The following is an 18489-nucleotide window of genomic DNA, read 5'->3' as shown; positions in this document are numbered from 1 at the left end:
GGCCGAAGGTTAAGAAGGGAACGAGGTACCATGACTATCAACTTGCAGAAGCCGGATATCACCGAGCTTAAGCCGCGGATCACCGTTTTCGGTGTCGGCGGCGGCGGCGGCAATGCTGTCAACAACATGATCAATGCCGGGCTCCAGGGGGTTGACTTCGTGGTCGCCAACACCGACGCCCAGGCGCTGACGATGACCAAGGCGGACCGGGTCATTCAGATGGGTGTCGCGGTCACCGAAGGTCTCGGGGCCGGATCGCAACCGGAAGTCGGCTGCGCGGCGGCGCGTGAGTGCATCGACGAGATCAACGATCATCTGAACGGCACGCATATGTGTTTCGTCACCGCCGGCATGGGCGGCGGCACGGGAACCGGGGCAGCGCCGGTCGTCGCCGAAGCGGCCCGCGAGCGCGGCATCCTGACCGTCGGGGTGGTGACCAAGCCGTTCCATTTCGAAGGCCAGCGCCGTATGCGCATTGCCGAAGATGGTATTCTGGAGCTTCAGAATGCGGTCGATACGCTGATCGTCATTCCGAACCAGAACCTTTTCCGCATTGCCAATGACAAAACGACGTTCGCCGATGCTTTCGGAATGGCGGACCAGGTGCTTTACTCAGGCGTTGCCTGCATCACCGACCTGATGGTCAAGGAAGGCCTGATCAATCTGGACTTTGCCGATGTGCGTTCGGTCATGCGCGAGATGGGCAAGGCGATGATGGGCACGGGCGAGGCCTCAGGCGAGGCCAGGGCGATGGCTGCCGCCGAAGCGGCGATCTCCAACCCGCTCCTCGACGAAACGTCGATGAAGGGCGCGCAGGGGCTTCTGATCTCGATCACCGGCGGCCGCGACATGACCCTGTTCGAGGTCGACGAGGCGGCGACCCGGATCCGCGAAGAAGTCGACACGGATGCCAATATCATCCTCGGCGCGACGTTCGACGAGGATCTTGAAGGCCTGATCCGCGTCTCGGTTGTCGCGACGGGCATCGACCGTGAAACGGGAGCCGAAGAGGCGACCCCGACGCAGATCACGGCAACCGCCAAACCGGCGGTCAGCCAGCCGGCCGAGCGGCCTGCTGCCCAGGCGCCGCCGCAGCCTGCCAGCCAGGCAGCGCTGCCTGCCGATCAGGTCGAGTCCACGATCAAGCTCGCCGATGCCGAGCTGGAAAAGGAACTTGCTATCGCCGTTCCGGCGCAGGCGGGGGTGGAGCGCGAGGAATTCCATCCGCAAAGCAAGCTCTTCGCGCAGCCTGATGCATCCAAGCCGGCTGTCCAAAGCCGCGCGACACCGCAAGCCGCCCCTCAGGCACCGGCACAGCCGGCGCCGGTCGTGCAGGCAGCCGCCGAGCCGGCGCAACAGCAGGAGCCGGCGCCCAAGATGCCGCGGATCGAGGACTTCCCGCCGGTCGTGCAGGCGGAAGTCGATCAGCAGCAGCGTCCGGCCGCAAGCAATGACGAGCGCGGGCCGATGGGCCTGCTGAAGCGCATCTCGCACAGTCTCGGCCGCCGGGAAGATGAAGAGGCCGTCGATCCGATGGCTGCTGCTCCGGCAGCGTCGAACCAGCGCCGTCGATTGTCGGCCGAGGCAAGCATGTATGCCCCACGCAAGGGCGCTCTCGACGATCAGGGCCGCGCCCAGCCATCGGCTCAGGCTCAGTCTGAAGACGATCAACTGGAAATTCCGGCCTTCCTGCGCCGGCAGGCCATGTGAGCCGCCAAAGCCTGCGACTCACTTCGGTGCAATTTCCCGGGGCGAATCCGAGTGATTTGCCCCGGTTGCGTCCGGGCAAATGAAATACACCCGTTTGCTAACGGTTCGTTAACGACTGTTAAATCTCCTAAGCCTTTAAAGATATTTAATAATCCGGCCGTTACAAGCCGTAAAAAACCGTGATTTGGTTTGTCTATGGACGGCACGTATCTTTCAGCTGTGGGGATTTGGTCGGGACAATAAGATTATCCGAAAAAGATGAGATAAAACGTGGTCTTAACGGCGGCGTTAAGGGCTCAGGCCTTCGGATAATCTTGGCTGAAGATATCAGGCTTGAATGTATGAGTATTAATTATTTTGGCTATCAGACAACGGTTCTGAACGAAGCTACGCTCTCGGGGGTCGGGGTGCATAGCGGTTCGAAGGTCTCGATAACGTTCAAGCCGGCGGAAGCCGATACCGGCATCGTTTTCAAGCGCATTTTCGACAATGGCGAAACACATCTCATCCGGGCGGTCGCCTCGCAGGTCGCCGCAACGGATCTTTGCACCGTGCTGGGTGACGCGGGCGGTGCGAGCGTTGCTACGGTCGAGCATCTCATGGCGGCGTTCTATGCCATGGAGGTCGACAACATCATCGTTGAAATCGACGGCGCGGAAGTGCCGATCATGGATGGCAGTTCCATCGTCTTCATTGAGGCACTGGACCGCGCCGGTGTGGATATACTGAGCTCGAAGCGCCGCTATCTTCGCGTCGTAAAGCCCGTGCGGATCGAGGCCGGCGCCTCCTGGGCGGAGTTCGTTCCCTATGAGGGGACGCGTTTCGAGATCGACATCGACTTCGACTGCAAGCTGATCGGCCGGCAGTCCTGGAAGGGCGACATCACCGCCGACAGGTTCCGCAAGGAGCTTGCCAGGGCCCGCACATTCGGTTTCATGCGCGACGTCGAATTCCTGTGGGCGTCGGGCCACGCACTCGGGTCCTCGCTGGAGAATTCGGTGGTGATCGGCGACGACGATTGCGTGATCAATATTGAGGGCCTGCGCTTCGACAACGAGTTCGTGCGCCACAAGACCCTCGATGCGGTTGGCGACCTGGCTCTGGCCGGTGCGAAGTTCATTGGCTGCTATCGCTCATACCGGGGCGGACACAAGCTCAACTCGCTGGCGCTCAGGGCGCTGCTGAATGACGCAAGCGCCTATGAGGTTGTCGAGACCTCGCAGCCGCGCGAGAAGCCGCGGGGCGGTGAGCTCGTTGCCGTCAGCGGACCGATGTTCGCTCCCTGGACGTAGAGCGGTTCTCAGTCAAATTCGGTGATCTGAGCCGGACCTGCTCCAGGCGGCGCACACGTTCACCCAATTGTCATGTTCGCATGCGGCGAGGTCTGGAAAGCTGCAGCGCCGTGCCATAAAATTGTACCAAACCGTGGCCATGACGTTGCGGTCATCGTGCATTTGGCGCTATGACAGCGTGCGCGGTTCCGGAGGCGGCCGGACAGCCCGCCTGATGGTCGGGAACAAGGCGCAACGGGCGATACTGTCGTTGTGAATTTGGGGTGAGAGCCAGGATGCTGAAACGGGGACTTTATCCACTCGGACGGGGATCGCGCAGCCTGATCGCTGCAGCCATGATCGGCAGCCTTGTAACGCTGGCCGCCTGCCAAAGCGACCGGGATATCGACATCACCGTGCTCGATATCGATACGGAGCCGGCGGATGTGCTCTACAATCAGGCGCTGGCGAACATCAAGGCCGGCAAGATGAAGGAAGCCTCGCGGAAGTTCGAGGCGATCGACAAGCAGCACCCCTATTCCGAATATGCCCGTAAGGCGATGGTCATGAACTCCTTCGCCAATTACCGCATGGGTCAATATTCCGACTCGATCAATTCGGCGCGGCGCTATATCAGCCTTTATCCGAATTCCGAGGACACGGCCTATGCGTATTATCTGATCGGCCTGTCCTACTACCGGCAGATTCCCCAGGTGACCCGCGATCAGCGTACCGCACGGCGTGCCATCGCGGCATTCTCCGAGATCATCCAGCGCTATCCGGAATCGGAATATGTGGCCGATTCGGAGGTCAAGCTCCGGTTTGCACGCGATCAACTCGCCGGCAAGGAAATGCAGATCGGCCGCTACTATCAGGAACGCAAAGAGTATGCGGCGGCCGTCAACAGGTTCCGCACGGTGGTCGAATCCTATCCGAACACCCGTCAGGTCGAGGAAGCATTGGCGAGGCTCGTCGAGGTCTATTTTGCCATGGGCCTGACGCAGGACGCGCAGGCCGCGGCGGCCGTTCTCGGCCACAATTTCCCGGACAGCGAATGGTATGCCGATTCCTACAAGCTCCTGCAGACCGAGGGACTTGAACCGCGGGAAAACAGGGGTTCCTGGATAACGCGCGCCGGATCCAGATTGCTCGGCTCGCAGAGCTAGAGCAAGTCCAGAGAAAGCCATGCTCTCGCACCTTTCGATCCGGGATATCGTTCTGATCGAACGGCTCGATCTCGGCTTCGAGAGGGGACTTTCGGTTTTGACCGGCGAGACGGGGGCGGGCAAGTCGATCCTTCTCGACAGTCTTTCGCTGGCGCTGGGTGCGCGGGGCGACGGCGGGCTTGTGCGGCAGGGGGCCGAGCGCGGGCAGGTCACCGCGGTGTTCGATGTCGTTGCCGATCATCCGGTTCGCACCCTTCTTCGTGAAAACGGCCTCGATGATGACGGTGATCTGATCTTTCGGCGGACGCAGAACGCCGACGGGCGCACCAAGGTCTTCATCAACGATCAGCCGGCCAGCGTTGCGCTGATGCGCGAAGCGGGCCGCCTTCTTGTCGAAATCCACGGCCAGCATGATGACCGGGCGCTGGTCGAACCCGACGCCCATCGCAGGCTGCTTGACGCGTTTGGCGGCCTGCAGGCGGCAGCCCTCGACGTCTCGTCGAAATTTGCCCGCTGGCGTGCGTGCGTTCGGGATGCGGACAATCACCGCAGGAAGGTCGAGGAGGCGGCGCGGGAGGCCGACTATCTGCGCGATTCGGTCGATGAACTGGAAGCCCTGTCGCCGGTGGACGGGGAAGAGGACGAATTGGCGGAAAAGCGCGCGCTGATGATGAAGGCGGAAAAGATCGCCGCCGACATCAATGAAACGAACGACATTCTTTCAGGCCAGGGATCGCCGGTACCGGTGATCAGCTCTCTGCTGCGCCGTCTGGAACGCAAATCGGCCGAGGCACCGGGTTTATTGGACGAGATTATCGCCAATCTGGATGCCGCGGTTCATCAGCTCTCGGACGCGCAGACGGCGACGGAAGCGGCGATCCGGGCTGCCGAGTTCGACCCGAGGGAGTTGGAAGCCTGCGAGGAGCGGCTGTTTGCGCTTCGGGCCGCATCGCGCAAATACAGTGTTCCGGTGTCGGAACTGCCGGCGCTGGCCGAACGCATGGTCAGTGCGCTTGCGGATCTGGATGCCGGCGAGGAGCGCATGGCGGAACTGGATGCGGAGACCGAAGAAGCCAGACAATCCTACGACCGGGCGGCGCTCGCCCTTTCCGAAGACCGTCACAAGGCTGCGGATGTTCTTGCCAAGGCCGTCATGGACGAGTTGCCGGCGCTGAAACTCGAACGCGCCGAATTCATCGTTCAGATCCAGAGCGATGCCGCCGAGGGCGGGCCCGACGGCATCGATCAGGTGGCGTTTCATGTGCGGACCAATCCCGGAACCCGGCCCGGCCCCATCCTCAAAGTGGCTTCGGGCGGTGAGCTTTCCCGCTTCCTTCTCGCACTCAAGGTCGCGCTGGCCGATCGAGGGTCGGCGCCGACCCTGGTATTTGACGAAATTGACACCGGTGTCGGCGGGGCCGTAGCCGATGCGATCGGCAAAAGGCTCAAGCGGCTCTCAGGCGATGTGCAGGTCCTGTCGGTCACCCATGCGCCACAGGTTGCGGCGCGGGCGAGCACACACATGCTGATCGCCAAGGGGATGGAAAGCGGCGATGCCGTCACCACCCGTGTCAGCATGATGGACAGCGACACGCGGCAGGAGGAAATCGCGCGCATGCTGGCCGGCGCGTCCGTAACCGATGAAGCGCGCGCGGCGGCCGGGCGGCTGTTGTCCGAAAACGGCTAGAAAATTTAAACCAGATTTGCTCCAGGGGGAGGCGTGGCCGTCGCGCTGCCGAGTGTGAGCGCGGCGTGTCTGCCGCCGATCTTCTCCACCAGAGCGGATTGGTCGGCGAAGGCCTGCCGGTTTGTCTCGGCGGGATCACAGATCATGCCCAGTTCGCGCGCGAGGTCTTCAAGGATGGCGGCGTGAGGCTTTGATGCCGCGAGGTCCGACACTTCCTCGGGATCGGTTTCAAGGTCGAACAGTTCGGGCGGGAAGTCGATATAGTAATGGAGCTTGTAGCGTCCCTTGCGCAGCATGAATGCGCCGGAGACCGCTCCGACGGCATGGTACTCGCTGAAGACGATGCGTTCGGAATCTTGTGGCGCATCGGCGATGTCGAAAACGGATCGGCCGACGCCGACCGGTGCCGCCCCGAAATGGCCCGCAATGCCCGCGGACAGGTCGATAAGGCTGACCGGTGTCCGGCATGATCCGGCCGCAAGGCCGGGTCCGGCCGCGATCATCGGCACGGATACGCTTTCCTGATAAAGGTTGGACTTTCCCCACAGGCCGCGTGCGCCGATATTGTCGCCGTGATCCGACGTGTAGACGACTGTCGTCGTCGCGCTGAGACCGGCTTCATCCAGCGCTTGCAGGATGCGCCCGATATTGTGATCAAGCCAGGAGCAAAGTCCGAAATAGGCTGCGATGGCGCGCCGGCGCTCTTGCGGGTCGCTGAACGCGGCCTCGGTGTCCGAGACGGCATTCTGTTTTTCGACCCAGGGGTGGCGGATATAGCCCGTCGCCGGCGAAAGCTTCGGCTCCGGGAGACTGTCCGGCGGATAGAGATCGAAGAATTCCGCGGGGCAGACCAGCGGGAAGTGCGGCGCCACCAGCCCGACATAGAGGCACCAGGGCGTGTCGTCGGTTTTGCGAGACTTGAGCCACTCAACGGTCCGTTCGGTTACGCGCCGGTCGTATTCGGTATAGGTGCTCTCGCCCGGCCCGATGTAATCGCCGAGCACGCGGCCTTTGCCGATCATGCGCTCATCTTCGCGTCGGATCGAGGCCCAGACCATGCCGACGCCGTCTTTCACCATCATCGGAATGTGCTCGACATCGAAGCCGGCAGGATCCTCCTGCGAGCGATAGTGGAGCTTGCCGATGGATTCGACCCGGGCGCCCTGTTCCTGAAGGGCATGGCCCCAGCCAGGGATTTGTCCCGCATAGGGCATGGCATTGTCCCACAGGCGTGTCTGGTGAACATATCTTCCGGTTGCGAAGGCCGCCCGGGCGGGCACACAGATGGGCGAGGGCGTGTAGGCATCGGTGAAAACGGTTCCTCTCGCTGCCAGTGCATCGAGATTCGGCGTTCGCACAAAAGGATGACCCGCGCAGCCCATTGCCCGGGCCTGATGCTCATCCGACATGATGATGAGCAGGTTCGAAGCCTCAGTCATTGAAATCCCGCATCTTGGCGGCGCGCTCCAGCTTGTCGATTATTATGAGGATGTCCTCACGTTCCCTTGGTGACAGGCAGTCCATGAGCGCATTCTGCCGGCGCTGCATCTTCGGCAGGACTGCTTCAAACAGGTTCCTGCCCGCATGGGTCAGTTCAATCTGCATTTGCCGCCGATCGGCATCGGATCGCTTTGCCCGCATCAGGCCCGCATCTTCAAGGCTTCGCAGCGTGCGGCTTATGAAGCCCGGGTCCATCCCGGTCTCCTCGGCCAGTTCACGGGTCGTTCGCGCCGCACCGCTGCCGGCCATGGCAATCATGCGCCACTGTCCCAGGCCGAGATCGTGTTCCGACAGGATTTTTGTCGCCTGCGCGTTCAAGGCAAGATGCAACCGCGTGATCCGGTAGGTCAGAAACTGCGGCAGGTTTGCTGCCTCGGCGATCAAGACGTCAGCGGTCATACCGGCAATCGTGCCGTAATTTTATTGTTAAGTCAATGATTGACTAATCAATGAAATTACAGGATGCTTCGGAATGCGCAAAGCGCAAATGGGAGGAAAAAATGAAACATGCACTGAAGGCACTCGCCTGTGCCATGGCGCTGGCCGTCTCGGCCTCTGCGGCCTTTTCACAGGATCTGATCCGGGCTCAGGTCAGCGCTCCGGGTTCAACGGCCTATGTCGTGGCCACGCACGTTGCGTCGCAACTCAAACAACGCCACGGTATAGAGATGGAAGTCGCCACCGGTTTTCCCGGCATCCGGTCCATGATCAACAATGCGAACGGCGAGGCGGACGTCACGCTTTACGCGCCTGCGCTGACACATTTTCTCGTCAAGAAGATCGGGCCCTACAAGGAGCTTGAAAACAATATGGAGCTGGCTGGAAAGCTGCGCGTGTTGTTTACCTTCTCCGGCGATCTCTTTACCTTTGCGACCTATGATCCGGAGATCAGGACACTGGCGGATCTGGAGGACAAGCGGGTCTTTCTCGGACCGCAGGGCGCGGCGCTTGTACGTATTCAAAGCCAGATGATCGAGGATGCGACCGGACTGGTGGCAGATGAAGATTATGAACTTGTCAATGTCGATTGGGCAAACTCTCCCGCTCTCCTGCAGGATGGAACGGTCGATGTGCTGTTTCAGCTCTGTGCCGTCGGCTGTTCGACATGGACGGAATTGTCGGCCTCCCGCCCGCTCCACTTCGTTGGCTACACCGACGAGATGCTGGCCCGGGACGCGTTCCGCAAGCACACCGATTTCCCCGGGCGGTTCGTAAAGGAGATTGCGCCGGGCACCTGGGGAGATGGCCAGGCGAATCAGACCGGCGTGAAGTTCGTCGGGGTGACGACGGGTCTTCTGGCCAACGAGTCGATGAGCGACGAGACCGCGTTCGCCATTGCCGAGGCCTTCTGGGAAACTAAGGATCAACTTGCCGACGTTGCGCCGTTTGCGCGGGACTATGACATTATGAACGCCGGTTTTGGCGTCATCGGTGAGATGCATCCGGGCTCCGCCAGGTTCCTGGAGGAAAAGGGCGTGCCGCTGGAATAGCCGGCTCAAAGGGTGAATTCGATGACCCGCGCCACCATTGCCTTTCGTGACGCGCACGGGCCGGCTATCGTTGGTTGGGCAGTCGGCCTCATCGCGCTGGCTATGGCGGCAATCATTATTTACACCCCGTCGCCGCTGTTTCCCGTCTTCTCCGACAGCGACACCTACCGTGCGCTGGGATGGCAAAGGCGCGGTGAGGGGGCATGGAACGATCTGGTGGGCCAATTGAGGCTCTGGGGCCGGGGACTGAACAGCACGCTTCTGGACCCCGGCTTTATCCGGCCGTTCTTTGTCGGCGCCTGCTGCTTTATCGCAATTGCCGTGACGTTGCCCTGGAAGCCGTCGTCGGACGCATCGCGTCGGGCGGCGCTTCTTTTTAACGTCGGTCTGGTGGTGCTTTTGGCCTTTGCGATCTGGGTGCTTGCGCGCAAGCTCGGCAAGGGTGCGGACTTTCTGTTCATACCCGGGCCGGTCGACGTCGTTGCCGCGCTTTGCGGTGTTGTGGTGGTCGCCGAACTTGTCCGGCGGTTGGCGGGATGGGTGATGTTCCTGCTTGTGGTGCTGGCCGTCGTCTATATGAAATGGGGCGCGCCTGAGTGGATGTTTTATCAGACGGGCGTGAAGGCGTGGGACGTCCTAGCCATGAATTTCTGGCTCGAGACGAGCGGCGCGATGGGCTTCGCGCTCTCGATCATGATCCAGAACGTGGTGATCTTCATCCTTTTCGGTGTGGTTATCCAGGCGACGGGGGCCGCGGAAGCAATCCTGAAAATCGCGCTTGCCGCGACCCGCCGCCTGAAGGGCGGGCCGGCACACGCGGCGATCGTGTCCTCTGCCATGTTCGGCACGTTCTCCGGTTCCGCGGCCGCCAATGTGGCCGGCACGGGCACATTCACGATCCCACTGATCAAATCGCGGGGCTTTTCGCCCCGCTTCGCCGGCGGGATCGAAGCGGCGGCGTCCACGGGAGGGCAGATTACGCCGCCCGTCATGGGTGCTGCGGCCTTCTATCTCGCTGAGCAGGCGCAGGTGCCCTACAGTCAGGTTGCCATCGCTGTGCTGATTCCGGCGCTTTTCTACTTCGCCAGCCTTTTTACCGCCGTTGAATTGCAAGCCCGCAAACGCGGTATCACTGTTTCAGAAGAGGACAACACGCGTCTGACACGCGAAGACTGGATCAAGGCGCTGGCCTTTTTTGCGCCGCTCTTTGCGATCATCTATTGCCTGGCGGCGGGTTATTCCGTCAACCGGGCCGGTTTCTGGGCCATTGCTTCAACCATTGTCTTCGGGCTCCTGAACCGCGAGTTCCGTCAGAACCCGTCACGCCTGATTGAAAAGCTCGTCGAGGGCGGTGTCGCCGTATCAAAACTGATTGCCATCGTGGCCGGCCTTGGCATTTTTATCGGGGTCGTACAGGGCACGGGGTTGGGGCCGAAGATCGGCACGGACCTCGCGCTCCTCGTGGATGACGGTATCCTGCTGGCGCTTGTTCTGACCATGATCGCCTCGCTGGTGCTGTCGATGGGCATGCCGACGCTTCCGGCCTATGCGACGATCATCACGGTCATGGGCGTTTTCCTTACACAACTATCCGGCGATGCGACGCCGGTCCTGGCGGTGCATCTCTTCGTCCTTTATTTCGGTGTGCTTTCACCGGTAACGCCGCCCGTGGCGCTGGCGGCTTACGCGGCCGCGCCGATTGCCGGCTCTCACCCGTTCGAGACGGGTCTGTCGGCGGTCCGGCTTTGCTCGGTCGCGTTCGTCATTCCCTATGCGTTCTTCTTCCATCCTCAGCTTTTGTTCGGCCAAGTCGCGTTTGACGCCGTCTACTTTGCCGAGGCAATCATCACGCTTTCGCTGGCCGTGTGGCTTTTGACGACGGCGATGATCGGCTGGGCGGGGCAGGATCTCGGCATGCCGTCCCGTGTTCTGCGCACGGTCGCCGGTGCGCTGATTCTGTCGCCCGACCTTTGGGTCTGGGTGCCTGCGGCGTTGGCCGTGGTGCTGTTTATCTGCTTCGATGTGTGGCGTATCCGGCAGGCAAGAAGAGTGGCGGCATGATCTTTGTCCTCGTTCATGGCGGCTGGCACGGGGGCTGGTGCTGGGAGAAAGTGGCGGGCAGGCTGCGGGACGCCGGCCATGAGGTCTGGGCGCCTACTTTTACCGGTCTGGCCGAGCGGCGGCACCTGTTGCACATGGTTGAAGGGCCGCAGACCCATGTCCGCGATATAACGACGCTGATCGAGTATCACGGTCTGGACGATGTCGCCCTCGTCGGCCATTCCTATGGCGGGCTCATCATAACCGGTGTGGCTTCGGATCTTTCAGAGCGCATCCGGGCACTTGTCTATGTCGATGCCTTTGTGCCCACTGAAAGCGGACAGGCGGCGAGCGACATGGCCAACCCGGAACGGGCGGAGGAGCTCAGGAAAGCCATCCAGCCCGACGGCACCATCGTGCCCGTCGGGTTCGAACGCTGGAGCGCCGATCCGGAGACCATCAAGGAACTGAAGGCGAAATGCACGCCGCATCCGGCCGCCTGTTTCGGCAACGGCGTGCATCTCACGGGCCGGGAGGCCCGCATAGCGCGCAGGACATTTATCCTGTGTGAACACCACAAACCCTCGCCCTTCTGGCAGTTTCACGACCGCTACAAGGACGATCCGGCGTGGCGTGTCCGGCGTCTGCCCTGCCTGCACGACGCCATGCTGGACATGCCCGACGCCCTGACAAGCCAGCTGATCGAGGCCGGACAATGAGCACACGCCCCAATATCCTTCTGATCTCCGCAGACCAGCAGCGCGCCGACTGCCTGGGCATTGAAGGCCGCAGGGTCAAGACACCGCATCTCGATCAGCTCGCCCGGGACGGCGTGCGGTTCACCACCGCCATAACCCCGTCGGTCGTGTGCCAGCCGGCACGGGCATCCGTCCTGACGGGTCAACTGTGCCGGACGCATGGCGTGCACGACAATGGCATCGACCTGAAGCCGGAGATCGGCGAAAGGGGATTTGCCGGAGCGCTTGCCGCGAGCGGCTATGAAACCGCCTTCTTCGGCAAGGCGCATTTTTCCACCTATCATACGTTCGAGCCGACGGGCACGCCGGAATGCGTAAAGTCGTCCGCCGGTTTTGCCGACGACTGGAACGGACCCTATATGGGCTTTCGGCATTTGGAACTGATGCTCGTCGGGCATAACTGGTTCCTGCCTGAAAAACCGCCGCACGGGCAGCATTATGAGCGCTGGTTCCATGCCGATGGCCGGGGCGATGAGAAGAACGCATTGTACCGGCAGAACGCCGGCGACACGAAAGACGCCGCGCAGACCTGGCATTCGCGCCTGCCTGTCGCGTGGCACAACACGACCTGGACCGCGGACCGGACGATCGACTGGCTCAAAAAAGCCGATCATGACACGCCTTTTTGCGCCTGGGTGAGCTTTCCGGACCCGCATCATCCGTTCGACTGTCCCGAACCGTGGTCGCGCCTGCACGACCCGGCGAAGGTCGATCTGCCCGCCAACCGGGCCCGCAGCTACGAGGGGCGTCCCTGGTGGCACAAGGCCGTCATGGAAAGCGAGCCCGAGGGATCGGGAGCGGATGTGCGCAAACAATACAGCCGTATTGCGCAGCAAGACGATGCGCAGTTGCGCGAGATCATCGCCAACACATACGGTCAGATCGCGCTCATCGACCACAATGTCGGACGTATCCTGATTGCCCTGGCCGACGCCGGGCTCGCTGAAAACACCATCGTCGTCTACATCTCGGATCACGGCGACTGGCTCGGGGATCACGGCCTGCTGCTGAAGGGGCCGATGCATTTCGAGGGGCTGCTGCGGGTTCCGCTGATCGTACGCGGACCGGGCGTGCCCGCGGGCAGGACCGTGGGCGCACCGGTTTCAACGCTTGATCTCGGGCCGACATTCCTTGATTACGCCGGCGCGTCCGCGCTCCAGGTACAACACGGGTCTTCGCTGCGCCCGCTGATCGAGAACGATGACGCCACCCGCGCATTTGCTCTCAATGAATGGGACCTTTTGCCGGCACGCACCGGAGTCGCGCTGAGTCTGAGAATCGTGCGCACGCAAACCCACAAGATGACGGTCGATCTCATCAGCGGCGCTGGCGAGCTCTATGATCTGACGGCGGACCCCGACGAGATGGTCAATCTTTTTGACGCATCCGGGGCCGAGGCGCTGCGTAAGGAGCTGTTTGCGATGCTGAATACACGCCCGGACGATTGCCTGCCCCAACAGGTTCCCGTCGGAATTGCCTGAAGCAGGCTGCCTGCCCGGCGAAATCGGTTCGCTCGACGTCGTGCGGCGCTGGTCCTTCCGGCCTCAGGGCGTCTGTGCTCCGATCCGGCGTCATGGGCACGCCTTTCCAAGGCGCGGGCCGTGCCTTATTTGCCTCTGTCGATATCACCGCCATTGGTCTAAAACGCCTTTGTCGAAGAGTAACGGATGGGGTACATGTCCGACGGTTCCACAGCAGTCGATGCGTTGAGCGAGGAACAGGCGGCGCGGGAGCTTGCGCGGCTCGCCGCCGAGATCGCCGAACACAACCGGTATTACCACACGGACGATGCGCCGGTGGTTTCGGATGCCGAATACGACGCGCTCAAACAGCGCAATCTGGCGATCGAGGAGCGGTTTCCGAACCTCAAACGCGCCGATTCTCCGACCGATGCGGTCGGGGGTGCGGTTCTCGAAAAATTCGAAAAGGTGACGCATCGCGTCGCCATGCTGTCGCTGGACAATGCCTTCTCGGATGAGGGTGTGCGCGATTTTGTCGACAGGGTCCGGCGGTTTCTCAAGCTCGACGCCGATTCGCCGCTCGCCTTTACCGCCGAGCCGAAGATCGACGGGCTTTCGCTTGCGCTGCGTTATGAGGGCGGGCATCTGGTCACGGCGGCGACGCGGGGCGACGGAACGGTCGGCGAGAATGTGACGGAAAACGCCCGCACCATCGCGGATATACCGCAGGATCTCAATGGTTCGGTCCCGGACGTCATGGAGGTTCGCGGCGAGATCTATATGACCAAGCAGGATTTTGTCGAGCTCAACCGTCGGCAGGAAGCGGAGGGCAAGCAGACCTATGTCAATCCGCGCAATACGGCAGCGGGCTCCTTGCGTCAGCTTGACACCTCGATCACCGCCAGCAGGCCGCTCAAGTTCTTCGCCTATGCCTGGGGTGACAACAGCGGTCTGCCGGCCGATACGCAGCTGGGCGTTGTCGAGTGCATGCGGGACTGGGGCTTTTCGACCAATCCGCTGATGAAACGTTTTGAGACCGTTGACGGCCTGCTTGAGCATTACCGGCTGATAGAAGCCGAACGGGCGGGTCTTGCCTACGATATCGACGGTGTTGTCTACAAGGTGGACGACCTTTCGCTGCAGCAGCGCCTCGGCTTCGTTTCCCGCAGCCCGCGATGGGCGATTGCCCATAAATTTCCGGCCGAGAAGGCGACCACGATCCTGCGCGACATCGAAATACAGGTGGGGCGCACGGGCGCGCTCAGCCCCGTTGCGCGCCTCGAGCCCGTGACGGTGGGCGGCGTCGTGGTGTCCAACGCCACCCTCCACAACGAGGATTACATCGCCGGGATCGGAAGCGACGGACAGCCGATCCGTGACGGAAGGGACCTGCGTATCGGCGATACCGTGACGATCTACAGGGCGGGCGATGTCATTCCGAAGGTCATGGATGTCGACCTGTCGCGCCGCCCGGCGGACAGCAAACCTTACGTCTTTCCCGAGACCTGCCCGGTATGCGGCAGTCCTGCGACACGGGAAATCAACGAAAAGACCGGACGGGCGGACTCCGTCCGGCGGTGCACGGGAGGCCTTGTCTGTCCGGCGCAAGCCGTTGAAAAAATGAAGCATTTCGTTTCAAGAAACGCGTTCGACATTGACGGTTTCGGCGACAAGCAGGCGGAAGCATTCTACCACGCCGGCCTTGTCAAGAATCCTGCCGAGATCTTCACCCTGCGCGCGCGCGACGAGGCCTCGGAACTGCAGAAGCTGAAAAACCGGGAAGGCTGGGGCGAGCAGAGCGCCGCCAATCTGTTTGACGCGATCGAGGCACGGCGGACCGTCGACCTGCACCGTTTCATCTTTGCGCTCGGCATACGCCATGTCGGGGAGGGCAATGCGAAGATCCTCGCCCGGGTCTACCACTCGGCCCGCAATTTTGTCGACTGCATGGAAGCCGCGCACGACCACGAAAGCGAGGCGTGGTCTGATCTGGTCAATATAGACGGGATCGGCCCGGCGGTTGCGCAGGCGCTCGCCGAATTCTTCGAGGAACCGCACAATGCCGCAATCGTCGAGGAGTTGCTGACCCATGTTTCGCCGCGCGATGCCGAGCAGATTGCTGCGGATACGCAATTCTCCGGCAAGACAATCGTCTTCACCGGTTCGCTGGAGCGCATGTCGCGCGACGAGGCCAAGGCCATGGCTGAACGCCTTGGCGCCAAGACAGCGGGTTCGGTTTCCAGGAAGACCGATCTGGTTGTCGCCGGCCCGGGCGCCGGCTCCAAATTGCGCAAGGCGAGTGAACTCGGTATCGAGGTCATCGACGAGGACGAATGGTTCAGTCGCATTGCCCATTGATCAGCGATCCTGAACGAAGGATCAATTGATTTTGTGTGACAGGCGACAATCACTGACCTAATCACATCAGAACGGGTTCGGATTTGCTCTTTTGCCGCGGCCGGCGGCTGTTGCCGGCGCTTCGGCTTGATGGGACTGCAATTGTTATGATCTTCGATCGGGAATTTCGTCAGGGAATGCGCGATTCTGTACCGATTGTCTTCGGTGCCGCGCCGTTCGGACTTCTGTTCGGCGCGCTTGCGGTCGAGAACGGTTTTGAGGTGTATCAAGCGGTGCTGATGAGCGCGACGATCTATGCCGGCGCGAGCCAGATGGTCGGCATCGATCTGTTCGGCACCAATGTCGCGCCCTGGATCATCGTGGTTTCCATTTTTGCCGTCAATTTTCGCCATATTCTGTATTCGGCGTCCATGGGCCCGAAACTCGCCGGTTTTTCGCCGCTGCAAAAGGCCATCGCCTTTTTTTTCATGGTCGATCCGCATTTCGCCGCGGCGGAGCAAAGACATGAACACGGCCACCGGCTGAGTTTCCGCTGGTATATGGGAGCGGCGCTTCCCGTTTACGTCACCTGGATTGCCGAGGCGGCGATCGGCGGATATTTCGGCAAGCTGATCAGGAACCCGGAAGCTTTTGGTCTCGATTTCATGCTGCCGATGTATTTCCTCGTGCTGGTGATGAGCTTCCGGCGCCGGAGGAACTGGGCACCGGTGGTGCTGACCAGCGGCGGCGCCTCGGTTGTCGCCTATAATCTTGTCGGGTCACCATGGCATGTCAGCATCGGTGCGGTCGCCGGTATTGTGCTTGCGGCAATCATGGCAGGCGGAGACAAGAAACCGGAACCGGTTGCCGTCGATCCGGAAGGGGTGCAACATGTTCGATAATGTCTCCGACATCACATGGATCATTGTCGCCGGCGCGCTCGCCACATATCTGACGCGTGTGGGCGGACATCTTGTCCTGTCGCGCTTTCAGCATATCCCGCCGCGGGTGAGCGCGGCGCTCGATGCGGTGCCGGCTGCCGTGCTCGCGACGCTGGTTGCGCCCGCCGCCGTCTCCAACGGTCCCGCGGAAGCCATGACCCTGGTGATCGTCGCGATTGCCGCCTTGCGCTTCAACCTGATGATGGTGCTGGCGATCGGAGCGGTCGCGATCATTTCACTTCGGGCGGCAGGTCTTGGCTGATCAGCCGGCAATCGGCGCGGTCATCGCGGCGAGCCACTCCTTGTCGGCGCTGTCCTCCAGCAAAGGTGTCAGGCTGTCGCACACTGTGCGGTGATAGGCATTGAGCCATGCACGTTCTTCCGGCGACAGCAATTCCGCCACAACAAGGCGGCGGTCGATCGGACACAGGGTCAGCGTTTCGAAGCCGAGCATGGGCATATCTCCGCCGTCGACCGCTTGCGGTTCGCTCACATAAACGAGGTTTTCGATACGGATACCGAAGGCGCCTTCGCGGTAATAGCCGGGCTCGTTGGAAAGGATCATGCCGGGCTTGAGTTCCTGCAGCCCACGCTTGGAAATGCCCTGCGGACCCTCGTGGACAGACAAATAGGAGCCGACGCCGTGCCCGGTGCCATGGGCATAATCGGCCCCGGCTTTCCACAGGGCGCTGCGCGCGATGACATCGAGATCCACGCCGCGGGTCCCTTCGGGAAAGCGCATCAAGGTCAGTGCGATCATGCCCTTCAATACAAGTGTGAAGAAACGCTTTTCCTCTCCCGAGACCGTACCGATCGGAACCGTACGGGTAATGTCGGTCGTGCCGTCCTGGTACTGGCCGCCCGAATCGACGAGATACAGCTCACCGTCCTCAAGATCGCGGCATGTCCGGTTCGTGACCCGGTAGTGAATGATCGCGCCGTTCGGACCGGCCCCCGATATGGTCTCGAATGAGATGTCCCTCAGCGGCATCTGCAGGCGTTCCCCGGTGCTGCGGCGCGCCTGTTCCAGTGCCTTGACGGCTGCGATTTCGTCAACGCTGCCGGGCTGCTGTGCATCCAGCCAGCAAAGAAACGACACCATGGCCGCGCCGTCGCGCATGTGCGCAGCCTTGCTGCCTTTCAGTTCGGCGGGATTTTTTTGAGCGCGGGGAAGGCGGGCAGGATCCGGTTTTTCGACAAGGCGGCCGCCCTGGCCGGCAATGAGATCGGCAAGGCGGCACGGGGCGAGCGCCGGATCCAGCATCACGGCGCTGTGCGAAGCGGCAAGGTCGCCAAGCGTGGCCTCCAACGTTGCGGGGTCTTCGATTTCGCAAAGCCCGGCCAGGTGCTCATGCGCCTGCCGCTCCAGTTGGCCTGCCTCGACAAAAAGCCTGTTTCCGCCCGGCCCGACGATTGAGAAGGCGAGCGGATGCGGGGTGTGCGGTACGTCGTTTCCGCGGATATTGAAAATCCATGCGACCGACGACGGGTCCGTTACCAGGCAGCAGTCGGCATCGGCCTCTTTGAGCGCCGCATAGACGGTCTGAAGCTTTTCCTTCGCACTCCTGCCGGCAAACGCCTCCGGCTGGACCGCGATCGTGCCCTTCGGCTCGGCCGGGCGGTCGGGCCAGATACGGTCGATCGGATTGGCGTCCAGCCTGACAATGCCGGCGCCGGCTCCGGCGGCCGCTTTCTCCAGTGTCCGGATCTCCGTCACCGTATGCAGCCATGGATCGATGCCGATGCGCAGGCCTTTTGCGGCATGATCCTCGAGCCATTTGCCCGGTGGGGTGCGGATCAGGTCCTGTGGTGTGAAGACCGAGGTGTCGACCTGCTGTCTGACCTGTGTCTTGTAGCGGCCGTCGACGAAGACAAGCGCTTCGTCGCGCAGGACAAGCGCGATGCCTGCGGATCCGGTAAAACCGGTGAGCCAGGCAAGCCTTGCCTCGCTGTCCGGCACGTATTCACCCTGGAAACGGTCAGAGCGGGGGATAAGAAAACCGTCAATGCCGAGATCATCGAAGCTCTTGCGCAAAAGCTTCACCCGTTCCGCGCCCGTATCCGCAGATGCCTTGTCTTCAAAATCCTGGAACATGAACTCTCCCGAGAAACGATGCGGTGGGCAGGTT

The 18489-nt window shown here is 61.6% G+C and carries 14 protein-coding genes; 11 read left to right on the top strand and 3 right to left on the bottom strand.

Going from position 1 to position 18489, the window contains the following annotated elements; all coding sequences use genetic code 11:
• Positions 1 to 30: 30 nt before the first annotated feature.
• The 4 genes from ftsZ to recN all read left to right on the top strand — a co-directional run bounded on the left by ftsZ (position 31) and on the right by recN (position 5834).
• Positions 31 to 1710, top strand: coding sequence for a cell division protein FtsZ (ftsZ, locus tag AC5E6N_RS04250; RefSeq protein WP_491746648.1), 1680 nt, complete (start codon positions 31 to 33; stop codon positions 1708 to 1710).
• Positions 1711 to 2051: 341 nt separating this feature from the next.
• Entirely contained in the window at positions 2052 to 3002 is a 951-nt protein-coding gene (gene lpxC, locus AC5E6N_RS04245; RefSeq protein ID WP_491746647.1) for a UDP-3-O-acyl-N-acetylglucosamine deacetylase, read from the top strand.
• A gap of 275 nt (positions 3003 to 3277) precedes the next feature.
• The gene (locus AC5E6N_RS04240; RefSeq protein WP_491746646.1) at positions 3278 to 4147 is read left to right on the top strand and encodes an outer membrane protein assembly factor BamD; all 870 of its coding nucleotides are present in this window, start codon (positions 3278 to 3280) and stop codon (positions 4145 to 4147) included.
• Positions 4148 to 4166: 19 nt separating this feature from the next.
• Positions 4167 to 5834 carry a DNA repair protein RecN gene (gene recN, locus AC5E6N_RS04235; RefSeq protein ID WP_491746645.1) on the top strand — a complete coding sequence of 556 codons (1668 nt, stop codon included), beginning with the start codon at positions 4167 to 4169 and terminating at the stop codon, positions 5832 to 5834.
• Positions 5835 to 5839: 5 nt separating this feature from the next.
• On the opposite strand, the gene AC5E6N_RS04230 is transcribed toward recN, so the two are convergent.
• A complete protein-coding gene (locus AC5E6N_RS04230; protein WP_491746644.1) occupies positions 5840 to 7273 on the bottom strand; it encodes a sulfatase family protein in 1434 nt (477 codons plus the stop codon).
• Complete coding sequence (locus AC5E6N_RS04225) at positions 7266 to 7733, bottom strand: MarR family winged helix-turn-helix transcriptional regulator (protein WP_491746643.1); 468 nt, start codon at positions 7731 to 7733, stop codon at positions 7266 to 7268. The genes AC5E6N_RS04230 and AC5E6N_RS04225 overlap by 8 nt, the downstream gene beginning before the upstream one ends.
• Positions 7734 to 7834: 101 nt before the next feature.
• On the opposite strand from AC5E6N_RS04225, the gene AC5E6N_RS04220 reads away from it, so the two are divergent.
• From AC5E6N_RS04220 to AC5E6N_RS04190, 7 genes are all read left to right on the top strand, one after another.
• Positions 7835 to 8824, top strand: a complete 990-nt coding sequence (locus AC5E6N_RS04220; protein WP_491746642.1) for a TAXI family TRAP transporter solute-binding subunit — start codon at positions 7835 to 7837, stop codon at positions 8822 to 8824.
• Between the two features lie 21 nt (positions 8825 to 8845).
• A complete protein-coding gene (locus AC5E6N_RS04215) occupies positions 8846 to 10885 on the top strand; it encodes a TRAP transporter permease (RefSeq protein WP_491746641.1) in 2040 nt (679 codons plus the stop codon).
• Positions 10882 to 11583, top strand: coding sequence for an alpha/beta fold hydrolase (locus tag AC5E6N_RS04210; protein ID WP_491746640.1), 702 nt, complete (start codon positions 10882 to 10884; stop codon positions 11581 to 11583). The genes AC5E6N_RS04215 and AC5E6N_RS04210 overlap by 4 nt, the downstream gene beginning before the upstream one ends.
• Complete coding sequence (locus tag AC5E6N_RS04205; RefSeq protein ID WP_491746639.1) at positions 11580 to 13103, top strand: sulfatase-like hydrolase/transferase; 1524 nt, start codon at positions 11580 to 11582, stop codon at positions 13101 to 13103. The genes AC5E6N_RS04210 and AC5E6N_RS04205 overlap by 4 nt, the downstream gene beginning before the upstream one ends.
• 195 nt (positions 13104 to 13298) lie before the next feature.
• Entirely contained in the window at positions 13299 to 15440 is a 2142-nt protein-coding gene (gene ligA, locus AC5E6N_RS04200; RefSeq protein WP_491746638.1) for an NAD-dependent DNA ligase LigA, read from the top strand.
• A 176-nt stretch (positions 15441 to 15616) separates the two neighbouring features.
• Positions 15617 to 16321, top strand: a complete 705-nt coding sequence (locus AC5E6N_RS04195) for an AzlC family ABC transporter permease (protein WP_491746637.1) — start codon at positions 15617 to 15619, stop codon at positions 16319 to 16321.
• Positions 16311 to 16622 carry an AzlD family protein gene (locus AC5E6N_RS04190; RefSeq protein ID WP_491691180.1) on the top strand — a complete coding sequence of 104 codons (312 nt, stop codon included), beginning with the start codon at positions 16311 to 16313 and terminating at the stop codon, positions 16620 to 16622. Before AC5E6N_RS04195 ends, AC5E6N_RS04190 begins: the two co-directional genes overlap by 11 nt.
• On the opposite strand, the gene AC5E6N_RS04185 is transcribed toward AC5E6N_RS04190, so the two are convergent.
• The gene (locus AC5E6N_RS04185) at positions 16623 to 18455 is read right to left on the bottom strand and encodes an aminopeptidase P family protein (protein ID WP_491746636.1); all 1833 of its coding nucleotides are present in this window, start codon (positions 18453 to 18455) and stop codon (positions 16623 to 16625) included.
• Between the last annotated feature and the right edge of the window lie 34 nt (positions 18456 to 18489).

The organism is Hoeflea sp. (assembly GCF_984452065.1).
The sequence above is the reverse complement of the archived record's forward strand: the minus strand, read 5'-3'. Positions and strand labels throughout refer to the sequence as shown.